Raw genomic sequence first — 18,360 nt, forward strand, 5'->3', positions numbered from 1 at the left:
GGTTCGGATAAAACGCAATAAAACAAACAGTTAGTACGACCTTGCAAGGTCGCAGCGTGAATTGTTCTCATCGGGATTTTGGGTCGCTATGCGGTCAGGCGCGCAGCAACCCTATGACATCGTCCGATCTGGTTCCGATCAGGAGCGGGAAGAGTGCCGATCTGTTGACGGTAACGTGAACCGAACAGTTCGACGGCGAAATGCCGCTTGCAGCATTATCTTCCAACGGTTTCATATCATTGTCCTAGGCAATATACTCGAACAAGGCAAGCCTTGCATTTTTCTGGCTTGCGACAACTGGCGCGTCTGTAATGCAATAAAATGCTATCGGCTCCCGCCACCAATGCTGTAGCGATATGGATAGAAACCATGTTATTTTAGCTACCACTAACAATAACGGCTTTCAGTCGTGTATTTAATTGAGTGTTTACCTAAGTCAAAAGCTTGTGATGCGGTGTTTATATTCTGCTTAGGACTCTCGGTCTAATTACGAGGCTATCAATTTACGATCAGGGGCAATGTTGTGCGAGATAATGATGCGCTTTCTCCTTTTGGCCGCAAAGCCATGGAAGCCAGCGGCAAGCAGCATTCCGGGCAGGATTCCGGACAAGATTCCAAACCGCAGGCTCCAGTAGAACTCAGCCCGCTGGCACGCCAGATGGCAGAGCAATATCAGCGCGACACGTTCTCACCGCTGATGTTGAGCGGCGTGATGCGCATGGTTGAGTTCGGACTTGTCTTTTTCTCCGGCATCCTGAGCTTCCTGCTCTATGTGGGCATCGACACACATCTCAACTTCTATTATCCGCTTATCATCGTCGCGGGCGGCGCGCTTTTCGTCGTCCTAATGGAAGTCAATGACGGCTACCAGATCAATGTGCTGCGCAGCCCCGGTCGCTATCTGCGGCGCCTCATCATCAGCTGGGCCGCAGTGCTTGGAACACTTGCCATCGCCGGATTCCTGATGAAAGCTTCCGCCGATTTCTCCCGCGGCTGGTTCCTCTATTGGGCGTTGAGCGCTTTCGTCCTGCTTTTGCTTTCGCGCATCTTCATCGCCTGGAAAATCAAACGCTGGGCGCGCAATGGCACAATGGAACGCCGCGCCGTCATCGTCGGCGGCGGTCCCAATGCGGAAGCACTCATCCGCTCACTGGAACAGCAGTCCGACAACGATATCCGCATCTGCGGCATCTTCGATGACCGCGATGACAAGCGTTCGCCCCCCATCGTTGCGGGCTACCCAAAGCTTGGCAATATCAACGAACTGATCGAATTTGCCCGTATCGCTCACATCGATATGCTTATCGTGTCCCTGCCAATCAGCGCCGAAGCCCGCGTGCTGGCGCTCCTGAAGAAGCTATGGGTTCTTCCGGTCGACATTCGCCTATCCGCGCTGAACAATCACCTGCGCTTCCGCCCACGTTCCTACTCCTATGTCGGCACGGTGCCGATGCTGGATATTTTCGACAAACCCATCAACGATTGGGATTCGGTCGCCAAACGCATCTTCGACGTTGTCTTCAGCATTGTCGGCATCGTTCTTCTGGCGCCGATCATGGTTGGCGCCGCAATCGCCATCAAACTGGACAGCAAGGGACCCGTGATTTTCAAACAGAAGCGGCATGGCTTCAACAATGAAGTCATCAATGTCTGGAAGTTCCGGTCAATGTATACTGAAATGTGCGACCCTACCGCCAAGCAGGCCGTTACCAAGGACGATCCTCGCGTAACCCGCGTCGGACGCTTCATCCGCAAAGCCTCGATCGACGAACTGCCACAATTCTTCAACGTTCTTGTCGGCTCCCTGTCACTCGTGGGCCCGCGCCCGCATGCTGTCGCCGCGCATTCGCACAACGTACTTTATAATGAAGTCGTCGACGGCTATTTCGCGCGCCATCGCGTAAAGCCAGGAGTTACCGGCTGGGCGCAGATCAACGGCTGGCGTGGCGAAATCGACAATGAAAACAAGATCCGCATGCGCACAGAATTCGATCTCTACTATATCGAAAACTGGTCGCTCTGGCTCGATCTCAAAATCCTGTTCCTGACGCCGATACGGCTTCTCAACACGGAAAATGCCTATTGACCAGCGTAGCGCATAGATTTGACGGCAATCTGTCTCCAGCTACGGCTCTGCGGGCAGATGTAGCGCGCAAACGCGCGCTCAATCGCCTCATCGCCAATGCGGCAATCGGCTTTGGGGTTTTTCTGCTCGGCTTCGTGATGAGCGAACCTGCGCCTTACGAACTCTACATGGTCGGACTGATCGCGCTGGCATTGCTGTTCGGACTACGGCTGACCCGCACCAGCCTTGTGCTGCTGGCGCTTTTTGCCGTGTTCAATTTCGGCGGGATGATCTCGGTCATGCAGATGGCGGACGTCAAGAAGGCCCCGCTCTATATCGCCGTTTCTCTGTTTCTGGCTTTCACGTCCGTGTTCTTCGCTGCAGCCATCGAAGGAGACTACCGGCGGCTTAAGATTATATTCAACGCTTATCTTCTTGTCGGCATGCTTTCTTCCGTCCTCGGCATTGCCGGTTATCTGGGTCTTTTTCCTGGCGCAGAAATCTTCACGCGCTACGGACGTGCACATGGCGCATTTCAGGACCCCAATGTCTATGGGCCTTTCCTGATACTGCCGCTGACCTGGACGTTTTACCGCATCATGCGCGGGGGCCTGCGTGACGCGGTCATTTATGTGCCTTTCTGCTGTCTGCTCACGCTCGGCGTTCTGGTGTCTTTCTCGCGTGCGGCGTGGGCGATGGTTCCCCTCTCCTTCGCCATCCTGTTCGGCGTGCTTTTTCTGCAAAGCAACAGCAACCGCTTTCGGCTTCGCCTCATAGCAATTGGCCTGCTCGCAGTTGTCACGATTGTTCTCGCGATCCTCATCATTCTGCAAATTCCCGGCGTCGGTGATTTCTTCCGCGAGCGCGCGCGTCTCGAACAAAGCTATGACAGCGCAAGATTGGGACGTTTTGCACGGCATTGGCTTGGAATGATCCTTGCCACACAGCATCCGCTCGGTATCGGCCCGCTCGAATTCGCTCCGATGTTCGGTGAGGATACGCATAATATCTGGCTGAAGGCAGTGCTCGACTATGGCTGGATCGGCTTCATAGCATTTTTGACATTGACCTTTCTGACGCTCGGGATCGGCTTCAAGCTTCTGTTCCGCAATCGCCCATGGCAGCCGTTTCTTCTGGTCGCCTACGCGACCTATCTCGGACATGTTCTGATCGGCAATGTCATCGACACCGATCACTGGCGCCATTTTTACCTGCTTTTCGGAATCATCTGGGGTTGTGCAGGGCTGGAATACAGGTATCAGCTTTCACTCAAGTTCAGAGACCAGTCAGGAGAGCAGCATCTTGCAATTCGCGATATACGCCGCCGCAGCGCTGTTTGAAATTGCCGGGTGTTTCGCCTTCTGGGCATGGCTGAAACTCGACAAGTCAGCGCTCTGGCTAGCACCAGGCATGGTGTGCCTCGCATTGTTCGCCTATCTGCTGACCCTCATTGAAAGCAATGTCGCGGGCCGTGCTTACGCAGCCTATGGCGGCATCTATATCATCGCGTCGATTTTGTGGATCTGGTTTGCCGAAGGCACCCGCCCGGACCGCTGGGATGTGGTCGGCGCATGTACTGCTTTCGCCGGGACATGCATCATCCTCTTCGCGCATCGATCCTGATCGCAAGGCTCAGCCGCGGAACCGTTTTTGCTTATTATCGAGTGCGTTCGAATTCGCCGCCCCCACCAGCTTCAAAAGGCGCGACGGGCGGGGATCCACCTCGATAATCCAAACGCCATATTCGCCCGGCCTGCTACGCCATAAATTGGCCCGACGGCGCCCGTCGATCAGTATATCCTTGTCCTGCGTGCGAACCACAACGAGGCTCCCCTCCACATAACGGGGCTTTTCCTTCGTCGTTACACATTTTCCAGCTGAACGCGCATCGCTGGTGTTCTGCATATGATCGAGAACCTCGCCTATACGCAGGCTGGACCATTTCTCGCGAAAGACACTCCCTCGAAACACGTCGATTTGGCGAAGCCCGTAAAGCCGTGTCCAGTCCCGTGTCAGTCTCTGGATTGCAAGTACCCCGTCGCGATGGAAGAAAAACAACGGCAAGATATTCTCCCATACCGGTTCACGATTAACTGCCAGATGCGCCCGCCAGAAATCCAGCGTGTGAAAAAGGTGACTGATTCTCATCTCACAATAGCCCTCCCCGCTCCCAATTTATTAGGAAAGGCATACCCTCTATCGAAGGCGACAGATTGTCACAATTTATTCACAATTCTGTCACAATGAGACCGCGACTGCTTTGAGCTCTGTGTACGGTTCCGCACATGATGCGAAGTCAGTGTGCAATTTTCCGGTTTCCCCAAATTAGCCCTTGCGTGCCAAGTCGTTATAATCTACGGCTTTCCCCGGCTCGGAGCGTAGCGCAGCCCGGTAGCGCACTTGACTGGGGGTCAAGGGGTCGTGGGTTCGAATCCCGCCGCTCCGACCATTTTTCTTCCCCAAACCTCTATTTTCATACGATCTTTCCTTTGCACAGAACGTGCAAATCGGATTAGCTCCGCCATGGATTGCATGGAGGAGCTGCATGAAGAATGTTCTGATTACCGGTGGCAGCCGCGGCATCGGCCGCGCCACAGTTTTGCGCAGCGCGGCGCAAGGCTGGTCTGTGGTCCTGAACTATGCGGGGAACGAACAAGCAGCTCAGCAAACGGTGGGCGAAGCAGCAAAGCTCGGAGTGAAAGCACTGGCGATTCAGGGCGACATATCCATAGAACGGGACGTTGTTGCCATGTTCGACAGGGCAGAAACCGACCTTGGTCCGCTGAAAGGTGTCGTCCTAAACGCCGGTATCGTGGCTCAGACCATGCCTCTTGCTGATATGAGTGCTGACCGCCTGAAAAACATGTTCGACGTGAATGTTTACGGCACCTATCTGTGCGCGCGCGAGGCAGCACGCCGTTTGCAGCCGGATAGCGCCATCGTTATTGTTTCCTCCATGGCCTCACGGCTTGGATCACCCTTTGAATATGTGGATTATGCCGGGGCGAAAGGTGCACTCGATACGCTGACTACCGGTCTGGCGAAGGAGCTTGCACCGAAAGGCATCCGCGTCAATGCGGTCCGTCCCGGCCTGATCGATACCGAGATTCATGCCAGTGGCGGCAATCCGGATCGCGCAGCGCGACTAGGCGCCGCTACACCGGCCGGACGGGCCGGAAAGGCTGAGGAAGTCGCGGAAGCCATCTTCTGGCTGTTGAACGATGCCCCCGCCTATGTAACCGGAACATTTATCGACGTTGCCGGCGGGCGTTAGTACGAAACCGCCCCGACCTATTTCCCCCGCAGCTGATAGGTTTCCGCAATGTAGCGATAGCCCTCACCTTCCCGTTTGAGGTAGGCCAGCGCCGGAAACGGCATATGGTAGCCGATGAACGGAAGCCGGTCGGTCGCGATCATGTCGAACATGCGTTTACGGGTCTGGACGGCGGCTTCCTTGTCCAGATCGAAGGAAACGTGCCGTTCGGGTCGCTGCAACGTAATGACGAAATGGCTCGCCGTAACCTCTTGCCTCGCGACTGGAGAATCACTATTTACAGGGCCGTGCAGGACGACCTGCGCCAATGTTCGCATCGGGGACGGCCCCACAGGAGGATATCCTATGGCAGGGCCGATCGAACAATTCGCAATCAAGCCCATCGTTGAACTTGGTGAAATCGGCGGTCAGCCGGTTGCTTTCACCAATTCCGCGCTTTTCATGGTGCTTACGGCGCTGGGTGCGGCTGCGTTCATGTTCCTGTCGTCCCACAGGGGCACTGTCGTTCCGGGGCGCTGGCAGTCCTCGGCCGAGCTCCTCTACGAATTCGTGTCGAAGACATTGCGCGAGAACGCCGGGGAAAAAGGCATGACTTTCTTTCCCCTCGTCTTCTCGCTGTTCCTGTTTATTCTGTTTGCCAATCTGATTGGCATGTTCCCCTATGCATTCACCGTAACGAGCCACATCATCGTAACGTTTGCGCTGGCTATGCTCGTCTTCCTGACAGTGACGATCTACGGTCTCGTACGGCACGGCTTCAAATTTTTCCAGCTGTTCATGCCGGCGGGCGTGCCGGTCGTGCTGGCGCCCATCATTGTGCCAATCGAAATCATGTCCTACATTTCGCGCCCGGTCAGCCATTCGGTTCGTCTGTTCGCTGTGATGCTTGCCGGACACATCACCCTGAAGGTCTTTGCGGGGTTCGTCATCGGGTTGGGCAGCCTTGGAACGCTCGGTATGCTGACTGCCGTGCTGCCGCTGGCAATGACAGTCGCGCTGACCGCACTCGAAGTGCTGATGGCAGTCATTCAGGCTTACGTATTTACTATGCTGACTTGCATGTATCTCAACGATGCACTGCATCCGTCGCACTAGAACGTGTCGCGTTTGATCGCACCCATGGTGCTCGCTCTAGTGTGGTGGATTTGAAGCCGAAATTCGTACGCAACCTCGCTGCTGAGTGAGATGAATTTCGGATTCGCCACACTAGATTCTTTTAATTGTCGCATGTTTGCGAACGCTAAATGAATCCGATTGGCCGCAACATGCTCTAGGGCACGTCTCGGTCAGATCGACACTCTAACGGTTTGTTTAGATGCGCACTGATCAAACGACCTTGCGGGAAGGACGGCCTTCCCGCCTCATCAACGAACGGGACGGCCCGTTCAGAACCCCTGTGAGGGAACATTAAAATGGCATGGCTTTATCTGGGACTGGCCGGAATTCTCGAAGTCGTCTGGGCTTATTTTATGAAAAAGTCGGAAGGTTTTTCCCTTCTGACACCAAGCGCTATTACTATCGTGACGATGATCGGCAGCTTCATTCTGCTATCTATCGCCATGCGCAGCCTGCCGCTTGGAACGGCCTATGCAATCTGGACAGGTATCGGTGCAGTGGGTGCGTTTCTGGTGGGTATCTTCATTCTTGGTGAGGCTGCAACATTCTTCCGCGTCGCTAGTGTGACACTGATCCTCGCCGGCATCATCGGATTGAAACTCTCATCGAGCTGATCCAATCCGCTTACAAAGCAAAGGGAGGCTTCTGCCTCCCTTTTTCGTAACGCAAAGACAGATCAACGTACCTGATCAAGGAGACGCTTGCATTCGAGAAGATCGAATAGGGCCTCCTGCAGAAGTGAGCGATTATCCTTTGAAGGTCGCTTTCCATCGGCTCCGATGGGTCCATCTTCCTCGCCCTTCAACAGGCCGAAAAGCTTGCGGGCTGGCTGCGGCGCCTTGATACCGCTTGGCAGAGCCATTTCATTGTCCGCCGCTTCTTCGGCGGCACGCTTATCGGCGGCAGCCTGTTTCTGGCGTGTGATCGCCTCAATAGCCTGAACATCGCCATTGCCAAGCGCGATGATGAACTGCGCGTTGTTTTCGCGGAGCAGACGCTGCACACCCTTGATCGTGTAGCCCTGATCATAAAGCAGATGGCGAATGCCCTTGAGCAACTCCACATCGAGCGGCCGGTAATATCGGCGACCGCCACCGCGCTTCATAGGCTTGATCTGGGTAAAACGCGTTTCCCAAAAACGCAGCACGTGTTGCGGAAGATCGAGATCATCCGCTACTTCGCTGATCGTCCTGAATGCATCAGGGCTCTTGTCCATTCCACTTGCCCTTTCCAGTGGTTCCGGCTTCGCCATCACGGCGCAGCCATGCCGATCCAGATAGTTCAACTCGCTGCCAACGCGAACGCGTCTTCTACGCGAAAGATGCTTGCCACCAACGGATTTTAAAAGACGGGAAGTTAACAAACCCCAGCGTGCAGAGAGACACAGCTTAGACGTCATTCAAACCGGACGGCATTCAACACAAAACTCGTTTCGAAAAGCGTATCGCCTTTCAAAATTCAGTATTAGCGAAGCGATTCGTTCCGCTGAATTCATTATATAATATCGGGACTTTATAAGCATCCCTTCACGCAAAGCGGAATAAGGCCAGACATTGCATGGTCGACCCAGGGCAAGCCACAACCTTCACATTCCTGATGGGTCCGACAATAGAACGAAACACCGTTCTCCGCGCATGGTCGTAAACCAGACGCAAAAACGGTGTCAGTGTTTTGCAATGATGATTGCCAAAACAAAATGCTGCCCAATGGGCAGCATTTAAAAGCATATCGCTTACTTATGATAAAGCGCGATATGCTTTAACTTCTTGTTTTACGTATGTCCTTGTCCCAAAATCGGTTTCTACTTTTGGGAGACATTCTTTATTTACGGCTTTTTGCTTCGCGCTTCTGGTGTTCCTGCAGAATACGCTGCTTAAGAACGTTGGAAGCTTTGAAAGTCATCACACGGCGGGGAAGAATTGGAACCTCCTCGCCTGTTTTCGGATTACGGCCAATGCGCTCGTTCTTGTCGCGAACCTGAAATGTCGCGAAAGACGACAATTTCACGGTTTCGCCGTTGACGATAGCGTCACAGACTTCATCGAGGATCATCTCGACAAGAGCCGCCGACTCCGTTCTGGAAAGGCCTACCTTCCGGTAAACAGCCTCTGCCAGATCAGCTCGCGTGACCGTTTTACCTCCCATGACCGAACCTGCCTGGTTAGCGTTTGAACAGATAATATCCTTACGTGACAGGACGTTACACAAATAAAAGCGTAACGGTCAAGCCGCGAGTTCCCTCATGGCAAATCAAATTTGCGCTTACCAGCGCAAGAGAACCGCGCCCCACGTGAATCCACCGCCCATTGCCTCCAGCAGAACGAGGTCGCCTTTCTTGATGCGGCCGTCCGCGACAGCGGTCGCAAGAGCCAGCGGAACCGATGCCGCAGAGGTGTTGCCGTGGCGATCGACGGTGATAACCACCTTGTTTTCAGCAATATTCAGCTTCTTCGCGGAAGCGTCGATAATTCGCTTGTTGGCCTGATGCGGGACGAACCAGTCGATATCCTCGGCGGTAAGGCCGGTTTCCTCGAAGGAAGCCTCTATAACATCCGTAATCATGCCGACAGCATGTTTGAAGACTTCGCGGCCTTCCATGCGCAGGTGGCCGACCGTCTGGGTCGTGGACGGCCCGCCATCCACAAAAAGTTTTTCCTTGTGATTGCCGTCCGAACGCAGATTGGCGGCAAGCACACCGCGATCCGAGGTCAGCCCATTGCCTTCGGCAGCTTCCAGAACCAGCGCTCCGGCGCCGTCGCCGAACAAAACACAGGTCGTGCGGTCGCTCCAATCGAGGATACGCGAGAAAGTTTCCGCGCCGATGACCAGAACCCGCTTCGCCATGCCGCCGCGGATATAGAGATCGGCCGTCGTAATAGCATAGATGAACCCGCTGCAGACGGCCTGCATATCGAATGCAAAACCGCTGGTGATTCCCAATTCACGCTGGATTTCCACGGCACTTGCCGGGAAGGTATGATTGGGTGTCGAGGTCGCCAGAAGAACGAGATCAATATCGGTCGGCTGCAGACCGGCATTTTCGATTGCTGCGCGGGCCGCAGCCGTGCCGAGCGAAACAGTGGTTTCGTCATCGCCTGCAATGTGGCGCTCACGGATACCAGTGCGCTGCACGATCCATTCGTCCGAGGTTTCGATAATACCTTCGAAATCGGTATTCTTCATGACCCGCTTCGGCAATGCCGAACCGATACCCCGCACGACAGATCTTATCATCTCTTATTTCCTGTCCTTACATGCGACCCGCGCGACGACTCTGCACGCGCGCAGCCCTGAATTCTGGCCCTAGAGCGGTGGAACCGCCCAAAATAATTGTTTCGTCGCATTATCCCACGCAAAACTGCTTCGCACTTTTGCTGGAAATGCTCTAGAGCGCGTTTTGATCTGATTGGATCAGATCGGCGCTCTAATCGTTTGTTTTTACGGTCTCTTTTCCGAAAACCGTTTCATATTTTCGGGACGCGCTCTAAGCCTTCGCAGCCTCGCCGCCCTCATTCGAAACATGCGGATGACTGTGGTGGAAATGCGCCAGATCAGCCTCGATCTTTTCCAGAAGACGATTTCTCACCATGTCATAGCCGACTTCCACTGCCGAGCAAAAGCCTTCTGCATTCGCGCTGCCATGACTTTTGATGACGATTCCACTGAGACCAAGAAAGACGCCGCCATTGACCTTGTTCGGATCCATCTTTTCGCGCAGGCGATCGAACGCACCCTTGGCGAAAACATAGCCGATTTTGGCAAGAAGCGTGCGGCTCATGGCCTGACGCAACAGTTCCGCCATCTGGCGGGCGGTGCCTTCCGCGGTTTTCAGCGCGATATTGCCGGTGAACCCCTCGGTAACAACAACGTCCACCGTACCCTTGCCGATGTCGTTGCCTTCGACGAAACCGGAATAGGCCAGCCCGTCCAGCGGCGTGTCGCGCAGAATCTGGCCGGCTTCCTTAATCTCGTCGAGCCCCTTGACCTCTTCCGTGCCGACATTGAGAAGGCCGACAGTCGGCTTGCGCACTTCAAACAGGGCACGCGCCATACCGGCGCCCATAACGGCATAATCGACGAGCTGGCGCGCATCGGCACCAATGGTAGCGCCAATATCAAGCACAATACTTTCACCGCGCAGCGTCGGCCAGATGCCGGCTATCGCCGGGCGCTCGACATCCGACATCATGCGCAGGCAAAATTTGGACATAGCCATCAGCGCACCGGTATTGCCGGCAGAAATACACGCCTGGGCGTCACCGGTCTTTACAGCCTCGATAGCCTGCCACATGGACGACTTGCCCCGACCGGCACGCAGCGCCTGGCTCGGCTTGTCATCCATGCCGATCGCAACCTCGCTCGCGCGGAACTCGGATGCGGCCTTCAATTTCGGGTAGCGTGCCAGCACGGGCTCCACCTGGGCGGGGAGACCGAAAAATATGAAGCGGATGTCAGGATGACGCTCAAGCGCCTTCGCTGCGCCGGGGATGACCACTTCAGGGCCAAAATCACCGCCCATCGCGTCAATCGAAATTTTGATCACTCTTGATTATTCCTGTGCGATCCCTGTCCTACCCTGCTTTTGCAGCAGACAGGTTTTCGGCGAAAATAGTGTTTTTGCGTTTCCACACAACCAAATTCTATCAAACTCATCGTGAATTATGGCTTCTTTTGCCATTCCGAAAGTTTCGCAAACGGCGAAACGGGCTTCTCGTCACCGTCATCGTCCCCAAAAACCTTCGGCTCGCTCTCGTCAGGCAGACCCGGTTTGCGGGGATATGGATCAATGGCGAGATCGAAGAATTCCTCTGCAATCGCACCAACATCGATCTTGTCACCAGCAAAGACTTCCGGACTGTCCGCACCTTCCGCATCGAGCAGCATTTCACCGCTTTCATCAAGCTGAATTCGGGCGAGCCGTGAATTTTCCGGCACGAAGATCGTGTCGACCTCTTCGGCGACACTGTTGGTCAGCGGCTCCAGCGTCACGACGCAGGATTGAACGATTTCCGCATCGATGCGGCCACGCACCCGGATACCGTCCTTCTTCCAGGGCGTAATCAGAAATTCCGCGCTAAAAGCGTTCACGGCCTCAAGTCCATGGTCTGCCGCGAGCGCTGCACGCTCATTCTCATCCGTGCCTATTTTCACCGTTACACCCTTTTGCGGCAGGTGAAGAACCGGAACAGGATAGGTGAGCGCCGGTTTATCAGTCATTCTCATTGGCCTTTTCAGCATTGTTCATTGGCGCAAGGCCAATCTCATCGGCATCCATATAGGAAATGTCGCCTGTGGCCAAAGCATCGTCCGAAATTTTTTGCAGATGATCGCGGCAGGCCAGAACATATTCACTTAAATGGTGGGCATGCGGCCAGAATTCGAGATCCGGGCGGATATTTCGTGTAAGCGCCGCAGCCAGCGCATCCGCATCATTTGCATCCAGCGCCGCACCATAAGCCGCGACACGGCCATAAAACATGCGCGCAAGCTTCTTCATGCGTTTCGGCACACCCTGATCGCCGATACCCAGTTCACGCAGCGAATGATCGACATCCTTGAAAAACTCGTCCGCGATGTCCTGTGCCAGGTCGCCAAGCGCCTTGTTTTCCCCCTTCATGCGGTGAAGAGCGAGGAAAATATGCAAGGAAAGCATTTCATAGCGACCGAGTGGCATATCGGGCACCTGAAATTGTGCATAAAACCGTTTTTGCCGCGCCGCCGCCACGATCACCTCGTAAACGCGAAGCACAATAGCCTCGTTTGCTTTTGATTTGCGGCGGAATAGTTGGAGAATCATGTCCGTACGACCGTTCCAGTTGCATAAATAGGCAAGGTGGTTTACCGAAGTTCTCCCGACGGCGAAAGTGCCGCGCTGATTTAGAATGTATGGAGAGGTCTTTGTTGCAGCGAATTTTTCCAAGCGTACGCAAGCAGCGTGCTCTTCTCGCAGGCACGGCAATTCTCTTTTCGGCGGCTCTTGCGGGGTGCAACACTGCATCCACGCTCAATCCGTCCGAAACGCTGACAGAGGGTTACGTGCTCGACCAGGACGCGCTTGATTCGGTTCCTGTCGGCTCCAGCCGCGAGCAGGTGCTTCTGGCGCTGGGTACGCCATCCACCACCGCGACTTTCGACAATGAAGTGTTCTATTACATTTCTCAGAAGCGTTACCGCGCAGCGCAGTTCATGAAGCCGAAGATCATCGAGCGACAGATCCTCGCCATCTATTTCGACAAGGACGGCAAGGTCGAGCATATCGCCAATTACGGCCTGAAGGACGGCAAGCTGTTCGACTTCGTGTCGCGCACCACACCGACAGGCGGCAAGGACCAGACATTCCTCGGCCAGATCATTCAGGGCGTCTCCAAGGCCCCGACATCGTTGCCGGGCATGGGCTCTTCAGGCGGGCCCAACAACTGATCCGTCAAATATCTACAAAAAGAAAACCCGCCTTCACGGCGGGTTTTCTTTGTTTGAAGTTCAATCCGTCACGCCATATGCGCCAGCACAGCCAAAAGCAGAAGCGCCACGATGTTGGTAATCTTGATGGCCGGATTGACGGCTGGACCAGCGGTATCCTTATAGGGGTCGCCCACCGTATCGCCGGTCACGGAGGCCTTGTGCGCTTCCGACCCTTTCAGGTGCTTCACGCCATCGGCATCGGTAAAGCCATCCTCGAAGCTCTTCTTGGCATTGTCCCATGCGCCGCCGCCCGACGTCATGGAGATCGCCACGAACAGGCCGTTGATGATGACACCGAGCAGCGATGCGCCAAGTGCCGCGAAGGCTGCTGCCTTAGAACCTGAGATAAGCAGCACACCGAAATAGACGACAATCGGCGCCAGCACGGGCAGAAGCGACGGGATAATCATTTCGCGGATCGCCGCTCTGGTCAGAAGATCGACCGCACGCGCATAATCCGGACGTTCCTTGCCGGTCATGATCCCCGGCTTTTCGCGGAACTGGCGGCGCACTTCCTGCACCACCGCACCGCCCGCCCGGCCCACGGCCGTCATCGCCATGCCGCCGAACAGATAGGGGATCAGACCGCCGAAGATCAGCCCCGCAACCACATAAGGGTTGGAGAGATCGAAGGAGACAGGCCCCATATCGGCGAAATAGGGATAGGTCTGCCCATTGGCGGCGAAATAGGCCAGGTCGTTGGAATAGGCGGCAAAGAGCACCAGTGCACCGAGACCAGCCGAACCGATGGCATAGCCCTTGGTAACGGCCTTGGTCGTATTACCGACCGCATCGAGCGCATCGGTGGCCTTGCGCACTTCCGGATCAAGACCGGCCATTTCCGCGATGCCGCCCGCATTGTCCGTAACCGGGCCGAAGGCATCAAGCGCCACGATTATGCCTGCAATGCCGAGCATGGCAGTGACGGCAATAGCCGTACCGAACAGGCCCGCAAGCTGGTAGGTCGAGATGATGCCGCCGACGATCACGATTGCAGGCAAAGCGGTCGATTCAAGCGACACGGCGAGCCCCTGAATGACATTGGTGCCGTGGCCCGTGACGGAAGCCTGCGCGATGGAATTGACCGGACGCTTATTGGTGCCGGTATAATATTCCGTGATCACGACGATCAGGCCGGTCACGACCAGACCGATCAGGCCGCAGATGAAGAGATTGGTGCCGGTAATGCTTTTTCCAGCCACCGTCCCGATCTCACCCCAGCCGACGGTCAGCGTATTGGCAACGGCAAGGCCGGCAATGGACAGCAGGCCCGTCGCGATCAGGCCCTTGTAGAGCGCGCCCATGATGGAGCCATCCACGCTGAGCTTGACGAAGAACGTGCCTACAATCGAGGTGATTACACAGGCACCGCAGATCATCAGCGGATAAAGCATGACGCTAGGCAGAACGTCCGATCCGTTGAAAAAGATCGCCCCGAGAACCATGGTCGCGACGACCGTTACCGCATAGGTTTCGAACAGGTCGGCGGCCATGCCTGCGCAATCACCGACATTGTCGCCGACATTGTCCGCAATGGTTGCAGGGTTGCGCGGATCATCCTCTGGAATACCGGCTTCCACTTTCCCGACGAGATCGCCGCCGACGTCGGCACCCTTGGTGAAGATGCCGCCGCCAAGACGCGCGAAGATCGAGATCAGCGAAGCGCCAAAACCAAGCGATACCAGCGCATCGATAACGGTGCGGTCCGAAGGCGAGTAGCCAAGCCAAACAGTGAGAATGAAATAGTAGACGGAGACACCGAGCAGCGCCAGCCCGGCCACCAGAAGGCCGGTAATGGCCCCGGATTTGAAGGCCAGTTCAAGCCCTCCGGCGAGGCTGAGTGAAGCTGCCTGCGCGGTGCGCACATTGGCGCGAACCGAAACATGCATGCCGATGAAACCGGTGACACCCGACAGAACCGCACCGATCAGGAAGCCGATCGCGGCACTGAGCGACAGCAGATACCAGGCTGCCAGAAAAACCACGACGCCAACGATGGCAATCGTCGAATATTGTCTTGTGAGATAGGCTGAGGCACCCTCGCGGATGGCTTCAGCGATTTCCTGCATGCGCTGCGTCCCCTGATCGGCTGCAAGAACCGAACGGATCGCCCATATGGCGAAAAGGACGGAAAGCACGCCGCAGGCAATGACGAGAACTAAGACTGCCACTCCCATTTGCATAAAGGCCAACTCCCATTGAGCGCATCCCGAAAATTGTGAAACGGTTTTCGGAAACGATGCGCGGCCAATCAGACAATCGGAGCGCCGATCTGTTGCAAACAGATCGAAACGCGCTCCAGAGCTCGCGCTGGCTACCGTCAGACCGCGAGCCGCGATCATCGGCAGGCACATGCGCAGGATAGGCCCGAAAACCCCTCCCCGGACCCGATTGAGCGGCATGGAAGTGCCTGAAGCCGAATTAGAGATACCGGGCTTCAACGGTATATTTGTCGGGGAACTTACGCCTTGGAATCAATCAATTGGCGCGATTCCCTGCATTTCAGCATTCTCAATGCCGCGCGACCAACATGCGAAACGGTTTAACAAACGTCAAGTCGTTCTTTGCCAGCGTACAATGAAAGAAGGGCTGCGATTTCTCACAGCCCTTCTTTCATGTTTGTTGTTGCTTAAACCCGATCAGCGTGGCTTCACGCCGCGGCTCTCGCCACGAATGACAAATGCCAGACGATCAAGCACGGCGTTGACCAGCTTCGGCTCTTCTTCCGTATAGAATGCCTTGGCGATATCGACATATTCGGACACGATCACAGCCGTCGGTACGTCCTTGCGCGTCTGCAATTCCCATGCGCCTGCACGGAGAATGGCGCGCAACGTCGAATCGAGACGCGACAGCGGCCAGTCTTCCGTCAGTGCCTGATGGATCATCGGATCGAGCTTCAGCTGCTCATTGACGACACCGGCGACGATTGCGCGGAACCATTGCGGATCGGCATCAAGATACTGCGTGCCGTCCACTTCCTTGCCGAGACGGAAAGCTTCGTACTCAGCCACTACTTCCAGAACACCCGTCCCGGCAACATCCATCTGGTAGAGCGCCTGGACCGCAGCAAGACGGGCAACGCCGCGCTTGTTCGCCGTGCGCGGCAGATTGGGGGTCGGTCGGCCTTCGGTAGAAGAAGTCATGGTAATCAGACTCCAAACTTCTTGCGCAGGTCGATCATGGTCAGGGCAGCACGAGCGGCAAAACCGCCCTTGTCCTTGTCTTCACGACGAGCGCGAACCCATGCCTGCTCTTCGTTTTCGACGGTCAGAATGCCATTGCCGATAGCGATGCTTTCCTCGACCGCAAGATCGGTCAGCGCACGGCAGGATTCATTGGACACGATATCGAAATGATAGGTTTCGCCACGGATAACTGTGCCAAGCGCGACAAAGCCGTCATATTCGGTGCCGCCATTGTCTTCGCCATCGAGCGCGAAAGAAATAACCGCCGGAACCTCAAGAGCACCTGGAACCGTCACGACATCGTAGGTTGCCCCTGCCTCATCCAAGGCTGCCTTTGCGCCATCCAGAAGCGCGTCGGCGAGATCATCGTAGAAACGCGCTTCGACAATAAGCAAATGCGGCGCATGCGCCTCGTGCTTGGACATGAGAGACTCCATGACAAATTTTGCGGACCGCAACGATTGCGGTCAACGCTCAAAATCGGGAAATGCTGTTACAGCTTTAGAGTTTTAGGCTCTAAGCCTATTTCTGATATTGCGCAAGCCTTGCTGCGTAACGTGCCAGCTGGTCAATCTCGATATTTACCTTGTCACCCGCTTTCCGCTCGCCCCAGGTCGTGACTTCAAGCGAGTGGCGGATCAGCAGCACATCGAACTCGTTTCCGTTGACGCCATTGACCGTCAGCGAAGTACCATCAAGGGCGACCGACCCTTTCTGGGCAATGAACGGAGCCAGTTCTTCCGGCACGCGCAAGGTGAAACGCACTGCATCGCCTTCTTCCTTGCGCTCGACGATTTCGGCCTGCCCATCGACATGGCCCGAAACGAGATGGCCACCCATTTCGTCACCGAGTTTCAGCGAGCGCTCCAGATTGATGCTCCGTCCGTTCTGCCAATTGGAGATCGTGGTCAGGCGCAGCGCCTCTTCCCATGCCTCCACCTCGAACCAGCGCGCATTCGTGCCTTTTTCCGGAAGCGCCACCACGGTAAGGCACACACCGGAACAGGCGATCGACGCGCCAAGCTCGATCGTTTCGGGATCATAGGCAGTTTCAATACGCAGAAGAACGCCTTCATTCAGCGGCTTGATCCGGTCAACCTTGCCGATATCGGTTATAATGCCTGTAAACATCAGTAAGTCTTCCTTGCATATTCCGTATAGGCATCGTCACCATAGCGCGCCTGCCTCAGAATTTTGAATTCGTCTGCGATATGGGTTTCAAGCCCTTCCACGGCAACCCCGTATTCGCCACCGATTTCCATCGGCGAACGGAATATGACAAGCCGATCCACCAATCCCTCGTCCAGAAAGCTTTTCGCAACACCTGCTCCGCCCTCGACGAGAACCGAGGAAATGCCCTGCGCAGCGAGATCGTCCATCAGTTCGGGCAAGGCAATACGGCAATCATGGGCTTCGGTTGCAAGAATGCGGCAACCGGCTGCCTGCAATGCATGGCGCCGTTCCGGCAATGCCTCCTCGCCGCAGGCGACCCACAAGGGCTGGGCATTCGCGGTCTGCACGAGCTTAGAGGAAAGCGGCAGGCGCAATCCGCTGTCGAGTACCACACGAACAGGCGAACGCTGTTCCAGCCCCGGCAGGCGACAGTTCAATACCGGATCGTCGGCCAGGGCTGTTTCGATACCAATCAGGATCACATCGGTTTGCGCTCGCAGAATATGCGACTGCGCCCGCGCAATCGGTCCCGTTATCGCGACCTGCCCTACGCCCCGGCGGCCGATCATGCCATCGGCAGAAAGCGCAAGCTTCAGAATCACTTCCGGGCGTTTCTTCGCAGATCGATTCAGATAACCGGCCAGATCATCGGCAGCCTGTTGGGCGAGAATGCCGGGTACGACCTCGATGCCCGCCTCGCGCAGAATGGCAAAACCCTTTCCGCTGACGCGCTCGTCCGGGTCGGTCGCGGCAACCACGACACGCGCCACCCCTGCCCGCACAAGCGCTTCCGCACAAGGCGGCGTGCGTCCGTGATGCGCGCATGGCTCCAGCGTCACATAGGCCGTTGCACCACGCGCCTTTTCGCCCGCGTCGGCCAGAGCCTGCGGCTCGGCATGGGGCCTGCCGCCCAATGCAGTCACACCGCGCCCGACGATGACGCCATCCTTGACGATGATCGTACCAACAGAGGGATTGGTGGCGGTCAGCCCCTTGTGACGGCGAGCAAAGCGGATCGTCGCCTCCATGAAGCGAACATCATCCGAAGTTGCATTCGAAGGCGGAAATTTGCTGCCAGTCAT

General features: G+C 55.8%; 20 protein-coding genes, 1 tRNA gene and 1 pseudogene. 8 read left to right on the plus strand and 14 right to left on the minus strand.

Translation table 11 applies throughout. The annotated features are described in order from the left end of the window. Positions 1 to 94: 94 nt before the first annotated feature. A complete protein-coding gene (locus JNC70_RS09635) occupies positions 95 to 235 on the minus strand; it encodes a hypothetical protein (RefSeq protein WP_167394001.1) in 141 nt (46 codons plus the stop codon). Positions 236 to 565: 330 nt separating this feature from the next. Here JNC70_RS09635 and JNC70_RS09640 point away from each other — a divergent pair, with 330 nt between their 5' ends. From JNC70_RS09640 to JNC70_RS09650, 3 genes are read left to right on the plus strand one after another with little or no spacing between them, the layout of a single operon-like run. Next, complete coding sequence (locus JNC70_RS09640) at positions 566 to 2,086, plus strand: undecaprenyl-phosphate glucose phosphotransferase (protein ID WP_249126859.1); 1,521 nt, start codon at positions 566 to 568, stop codon at positions 2,084 to 2,086. Further along, the gene (locus tag JNC70_RS09645; protein WP_104753975.1) at positions 2,083 to 3,405 is read left to right on the plus strand and encodes an O-antigen ligase family protein; all 1,323 of its coding nucleotides are present in this window, start codon (positions 2,083 to 2,085) and stop codon (positions 3,403 to 3,405) included. Before JNC70_RS09640 ends, JNC70_RS09645 begins: the two co-directional genes overlap by 4 nt. Next, positions 3,368 to 3,688 carry a YnfA family protein gene (locus tag JNC70_RS09650; RefSeq protein ID WP_104753974.1) on the plus strand — a complete coding sequence of 107 codons (321 nt, stop codon included), beginning with the start codon at positions 3,368 to 3,370 and terminating at the stop codon, positions 3,686 to 3,688. The genes JNC70_RS09645 and JNC70_RS09650 overlap by 38 nt, the downstream gene beginning before the upstream one ends. A gap of 9 nt (positions 3,689 to 3,697) precedes the next feature. On the opposite strand, the gene JNC70_RS09655 is transcribed toward JNC70_RS09650, so the two are convergent. Continuing rightward, entirely contained in the window at positions 3,698 to 4,213 is a 516-nt protein-coding gene (locus JNC70_RS09655; protein WP_104753973.1) for a hypothetical protein, read from the minus strand. A gap of 224 nt (positions 4,214 to 4,437) precedes the next feature. On the opposite strand from JNC70_RS09655, the gene JNC70_RS09660 reads away from it, so the two are divergent. Then, a tRNA-Pro gene (locus JNC70_RS09660) sits at positions 4,438 to 4,514 on the plus strand. Positions 4,515 to 4,610: 96 nt separating this feature from the next. Further along, positions 4,611 to 5,339 (plus strand): SDR family oxidoreductase, encoded by a 729-nt coding sequence (locus JNC70_RS09665; RefSeq protein ID WP_104753972.1) that lies wholly within the window; start codon positions 4,611 to 4,613, stop codon positions 5,337 to 5,339. 17 nt (positions 5,340 to 5,356) lie between these two features. On the opposite strand, the pseudogene JNC70_RS09670 reads toward JNC70_RS09665, so the two are convergent. Next, positions 5,357 to 5,584: pseudogene (locus JNC70_RS09670) on the minus strand (MBL fold metallo-hydrolase); the annotation flags it as partial. Between the two features lie 100 nt (positions 5,585 to 5,684). On the opposite strand from JNC70_RS09670, the gene JNC70_RS09675 reads away from it, so the two are divergent. Continuing rightward, entirely contained in the window at positions 5,685 to 6,434 is a 750-nt protein-coding gene (locus tag JNC70_RS09675) for a F0F1 ATP synthase subunit A (RefSeq protein WP_104753971.1), read from the plus strand. Between the two features lie 317 nt (positions 6,435 to 6,751). Beyond that, positions 6,752 to 7,069, plus strand: a complete 318-nt coding sequence (gene sugE, locus JNC70_RS09680) for a quaternary ammonium compound efflux SMR transporter SugE (protein ID WP_104753970.1) — start codon at positions 6,752 to 6,754, stop codon at positions 7,067 to 7,069. Between the two features lie 62 nt (positions 7,070 to 7,131). Here the strand turns inward: sugE and JNC70_RS09685 are convergent, their stop codons facing one another. The 6 genes from JNC70_RS09685 to JNC70_RS09710 form a co-directional block, all read right to left on the minus strand. After that, positions 7,132 to 7,671: a MerR family transcriptional regulator gene (locus JNC70_RS09685; RefSeq protein WP_010661103.1), complete on the minus strand. Its 540-nt coding sequence runs from the start codon at positions 7,669 to 7,671 to the stop codon at positions 7,132 to 7,134. A 605-nt stretch (positions 7,672 to 8,276) separates the two neighbouring features. Beyond that, a complete protein-coding gene (locus JNC70_RS09690; RefSeq protein WP_104753969.1) occupies positions 8,277 to 8,600 on the minus strand; it encodes an integration host factor subunit alpha in 324 nt (107 codons plus the stop codon). Between the two features lie 117 nt (positions 8,601 to 8,717). Then, on the minus strand, positions 8,718 to 9,689 hold the full coding sequence (locus JNC70_RS09695) for a beta-ketoacyl-ACP synthase III (RefSeq protein ID WP_104753968.1): 972 nt from the start codon (positions 9,687 to 9,689) through the stop codon (positions 8,718 to 8,720). A 250-nt stretch (positions 9,690 to 9,939) separates the two neighbouring features. After that, complete coding sequence (plsX, locus tag JNC70_RS09700) at positions 9,940 to 10,998, minus strand: phosphate acyltransferase PlsX (RefSeq protein ID WP_104753967.1); 1,059 nt, start codon at positions 10,996 to 10,998, stop codon at positions 9,940 to 9,942. 116 nt (positions 10,999 to 11,114) lie between these two features. Then, positions 11,115 to 11,672, minus strand: a complete 558-nt coding sequence (locus tag JNC70_RS09705; protein WP_104753966.1) for a YceD family protein — start codon at positions 11,670 to 11,672, stop codon at positions 11,115 to 11,117. Beyond that, positions 11,665 to 12,252: a ubiquinol-cytochrome C chaperone family protein gene (locus JNC70_RS09710; RefSeq protein ID WP_104753965.1), complete on the minus strand. Its 588-nt coding sequence runs from the start codon at positions 12,250 to 12,252 to the stop codon at positions 11,665 to 11,667. The genes JNC70_RS09705 and JNC70_RS09710 overlap by 8 nt, the downstream gene beginning before the upstream one ends. A 101-nt stretch (positions 12,253 to 12,353) precedes the next feature. Between JNC70_RS09710 and JNC70_RS09715 the strand changes: the two genes are divergently transcribed. Then, entirely contained in the window at positions 12,354 to 12,875 is a 522-nt protein-coding gene (locus JNC70_RS09715; RefSeq protein WP_104753964.1) for an outer membrane protein assembly factor BamE, read from the plus strand. 68 nt (positions 12,876 to 12,943) lie between these two features. Here the strand turns inward: JNC70_RS09715 and JNC70_RS09720 are convergent, their stop codons facing one another. The 5 genes from JNC70_RS09720 to ribD all read right to left on the minus strand — a co-directional run bounded on the left by JNC70_RS09720 (position 12,944) and on the right by ribD (position 18,360). Then, positions 12,944 to 15,100 (minus strand): sodium-translocating pyrophosphatase, encoded by a 2,157-nt coding sequence (locus tag JNC70_RS09720; RefSeq protein WP_104754107.1) that lies wholly within the window; start codon positions 15,098 to 15,100, stop codon positions 12,944 to 12,946. Positions 15,101 to 15,556: 456 nt separating this feature from the next. Then, entirely contained in the window at positions 15,557 to 16,063 is a 507-nt protein-coding gene (gene nusB, locus JNC70_RS09725) for a transcription antitermination factor NusB (RefSeq protein ID WP_104753963.1), read from the minus strand. Between the two features lie 5 nt (positions 16,064 to 16,068). After that, positions 16,069 to 16,530: a 6,7-dimethyl-8-ribityllumazine synthase gene (locus JNC70_RS09730; protein ID WP_104753962.1), complete on the minus strand. Its 462-nt coding sequence runs from the start codon at positions 16,528 to 16,530 to the stop codon at positions 16,069 to 16,071. A 97-nt stretch (positions 16,531 to 16,627) separates the two neighbouring features. Then, positions 16,628 to 17,236: a riboflavin synthase gene (locus JNC70_RS09735; protein WP_104753961.1), complete on the minus strand. Its 609-nt coding sequence runs from the start codon at positions 17,234 to 17,236 to the stop codon at positions 16,628 to 16,630. Further along, complete coding sequence (gene ribD / locus JNC70_RS09740; protein WP_104753960.1) at positions 17,236 to 18,360, minus strand: bifunctional diaminohydroxyphosphoribosylaminopyrimidine deaminase/5-amino-6-(5-phosphoribosylamino)uracil reductase RibD; 1,125 nt, start codon at positions 18,358 to 18,360, stop codon at positions 17,236 to 17,238. The genes JNC70_RS09735 and ribD overlap by 1 nt, the downstream gene beginning before the upstream one ends.

The sequence above is a fragment of the Brucella oryzae genome, assembly GCF_041929965.1.
Taxonomy (GTDB): domain Bacteria; phylum Pseudomonadota; class Alphaproteobacteria; order Rhizobiales; family Rhizobiaceae; genus Brucella; species Brucella oryzae.

Coding starts and splice junctions, on each gene's coding strand:
- JNC70_RS09735 (WP_104753961.1), bottom strand. CDS start 17,236: ATGTTTACAGGCATTATAACCGATATCGGCAAGGTTGACCGGATCAAG.
- sugE (WP_104753970.1), top strand. CDS start 6,752: ATGGCATGGCTTTATCTGGGACTGGCCGGAATTCTCGAAGTCGTCTGG.
- JNC70_RS09655 (WP_104753973.1), bottom strand. CDS start 4,213: ATGAGAATCAGTCACCTTTTTCACACGCTGGATTTCTGGCGGGCGCAT.
- JNC70_RS09635 (WP_167394001.1), bottom strand. CDS start 235: ATGAAACCGTTGGAAGATAATGCTGCAAGCGGCATTTCGCCGTCGAAC.
- JNC70_RS09685 (WP_010661103.1), bottom strand. CDS start 7,671: ATGGACAAGAGCCCTGATGCATTCAGGACGATCAGCGAAGTAGCGGAT.
- JNC70_RS09690 (WP_104753969.1), bottom strand. CDS start 8,600: ATGGGAGGTAAAACGGTCACGCGAGCTGATCTGGCAGAGGCTGTTTAC.
- JNC70_RS09665 (WP_104753972.1), top strand. CDS start 4,611: ATGAAGAATGTTCTGATTACCGGTGGCAGCCGCGGCATCGGCCGCGCC.
- JNC70_RS09710 (WP_104753965.1), bottom strand. CDS start 12,252: ATGATTCTCCAACTATTCCGCCGCAAATCAAAAGCAAACGAGGCTATT.
- JNC70_RS09720 (WP_104754107.1), bottom strand. CDS start 15,100: ATGCAAATGGGAGTGGCAGTCTTAGTTCTCGTCATTGCCTGCGGCGTG.
- JNC70_RS09730 (WP_104753962.1), bottom strand. CDS start 16,530: ATGTCCAAGCACGAGGCGCATGCGCCGCATTTGCTTATTGTCGAAGCG.
- ribD (WP_104753960.1), bottom strand. CDS start 18,360: ATGACTGGCAGCAAATTTCCGCCTTCGAATGCAACTTCGGATGATGTT.
- JNC70_RS09695 (WP_104753968.1), bottom strand. CDS start 9,689: ATGATAAGATCTGTCGTGCGGGGTATCGGTTCGGCATTGCCGAAGCGG.
- nusB (WP_104753963.1), bottom strand. CDS start 16,063: ATGACTTCTTCTACCGAAGGCCGACCGACCCCCAATCTGCCGCGCACG.
- JNC70_RS09675 (WP_104753971.1), top strand. CDS start 5,685: ATGGCAGGGCCGATCGAACAATTCGCAATCAAGCCCATCGTTGAACTT.
- JNC70_RS09705 (WP_104753966.1), bottom strand. CDS start 11,672: ATGACTGATAAACCGGCGCTCACCTATCCTGTTCCGGTTCTTCACCTG.
- JNC70_RS09640 (WP_249126859.1), top strand. CDS start 566: ATGGAAGCCAGCGGCAAGCAGCATTCCGGGCAGGATTCCGGACAAGAT.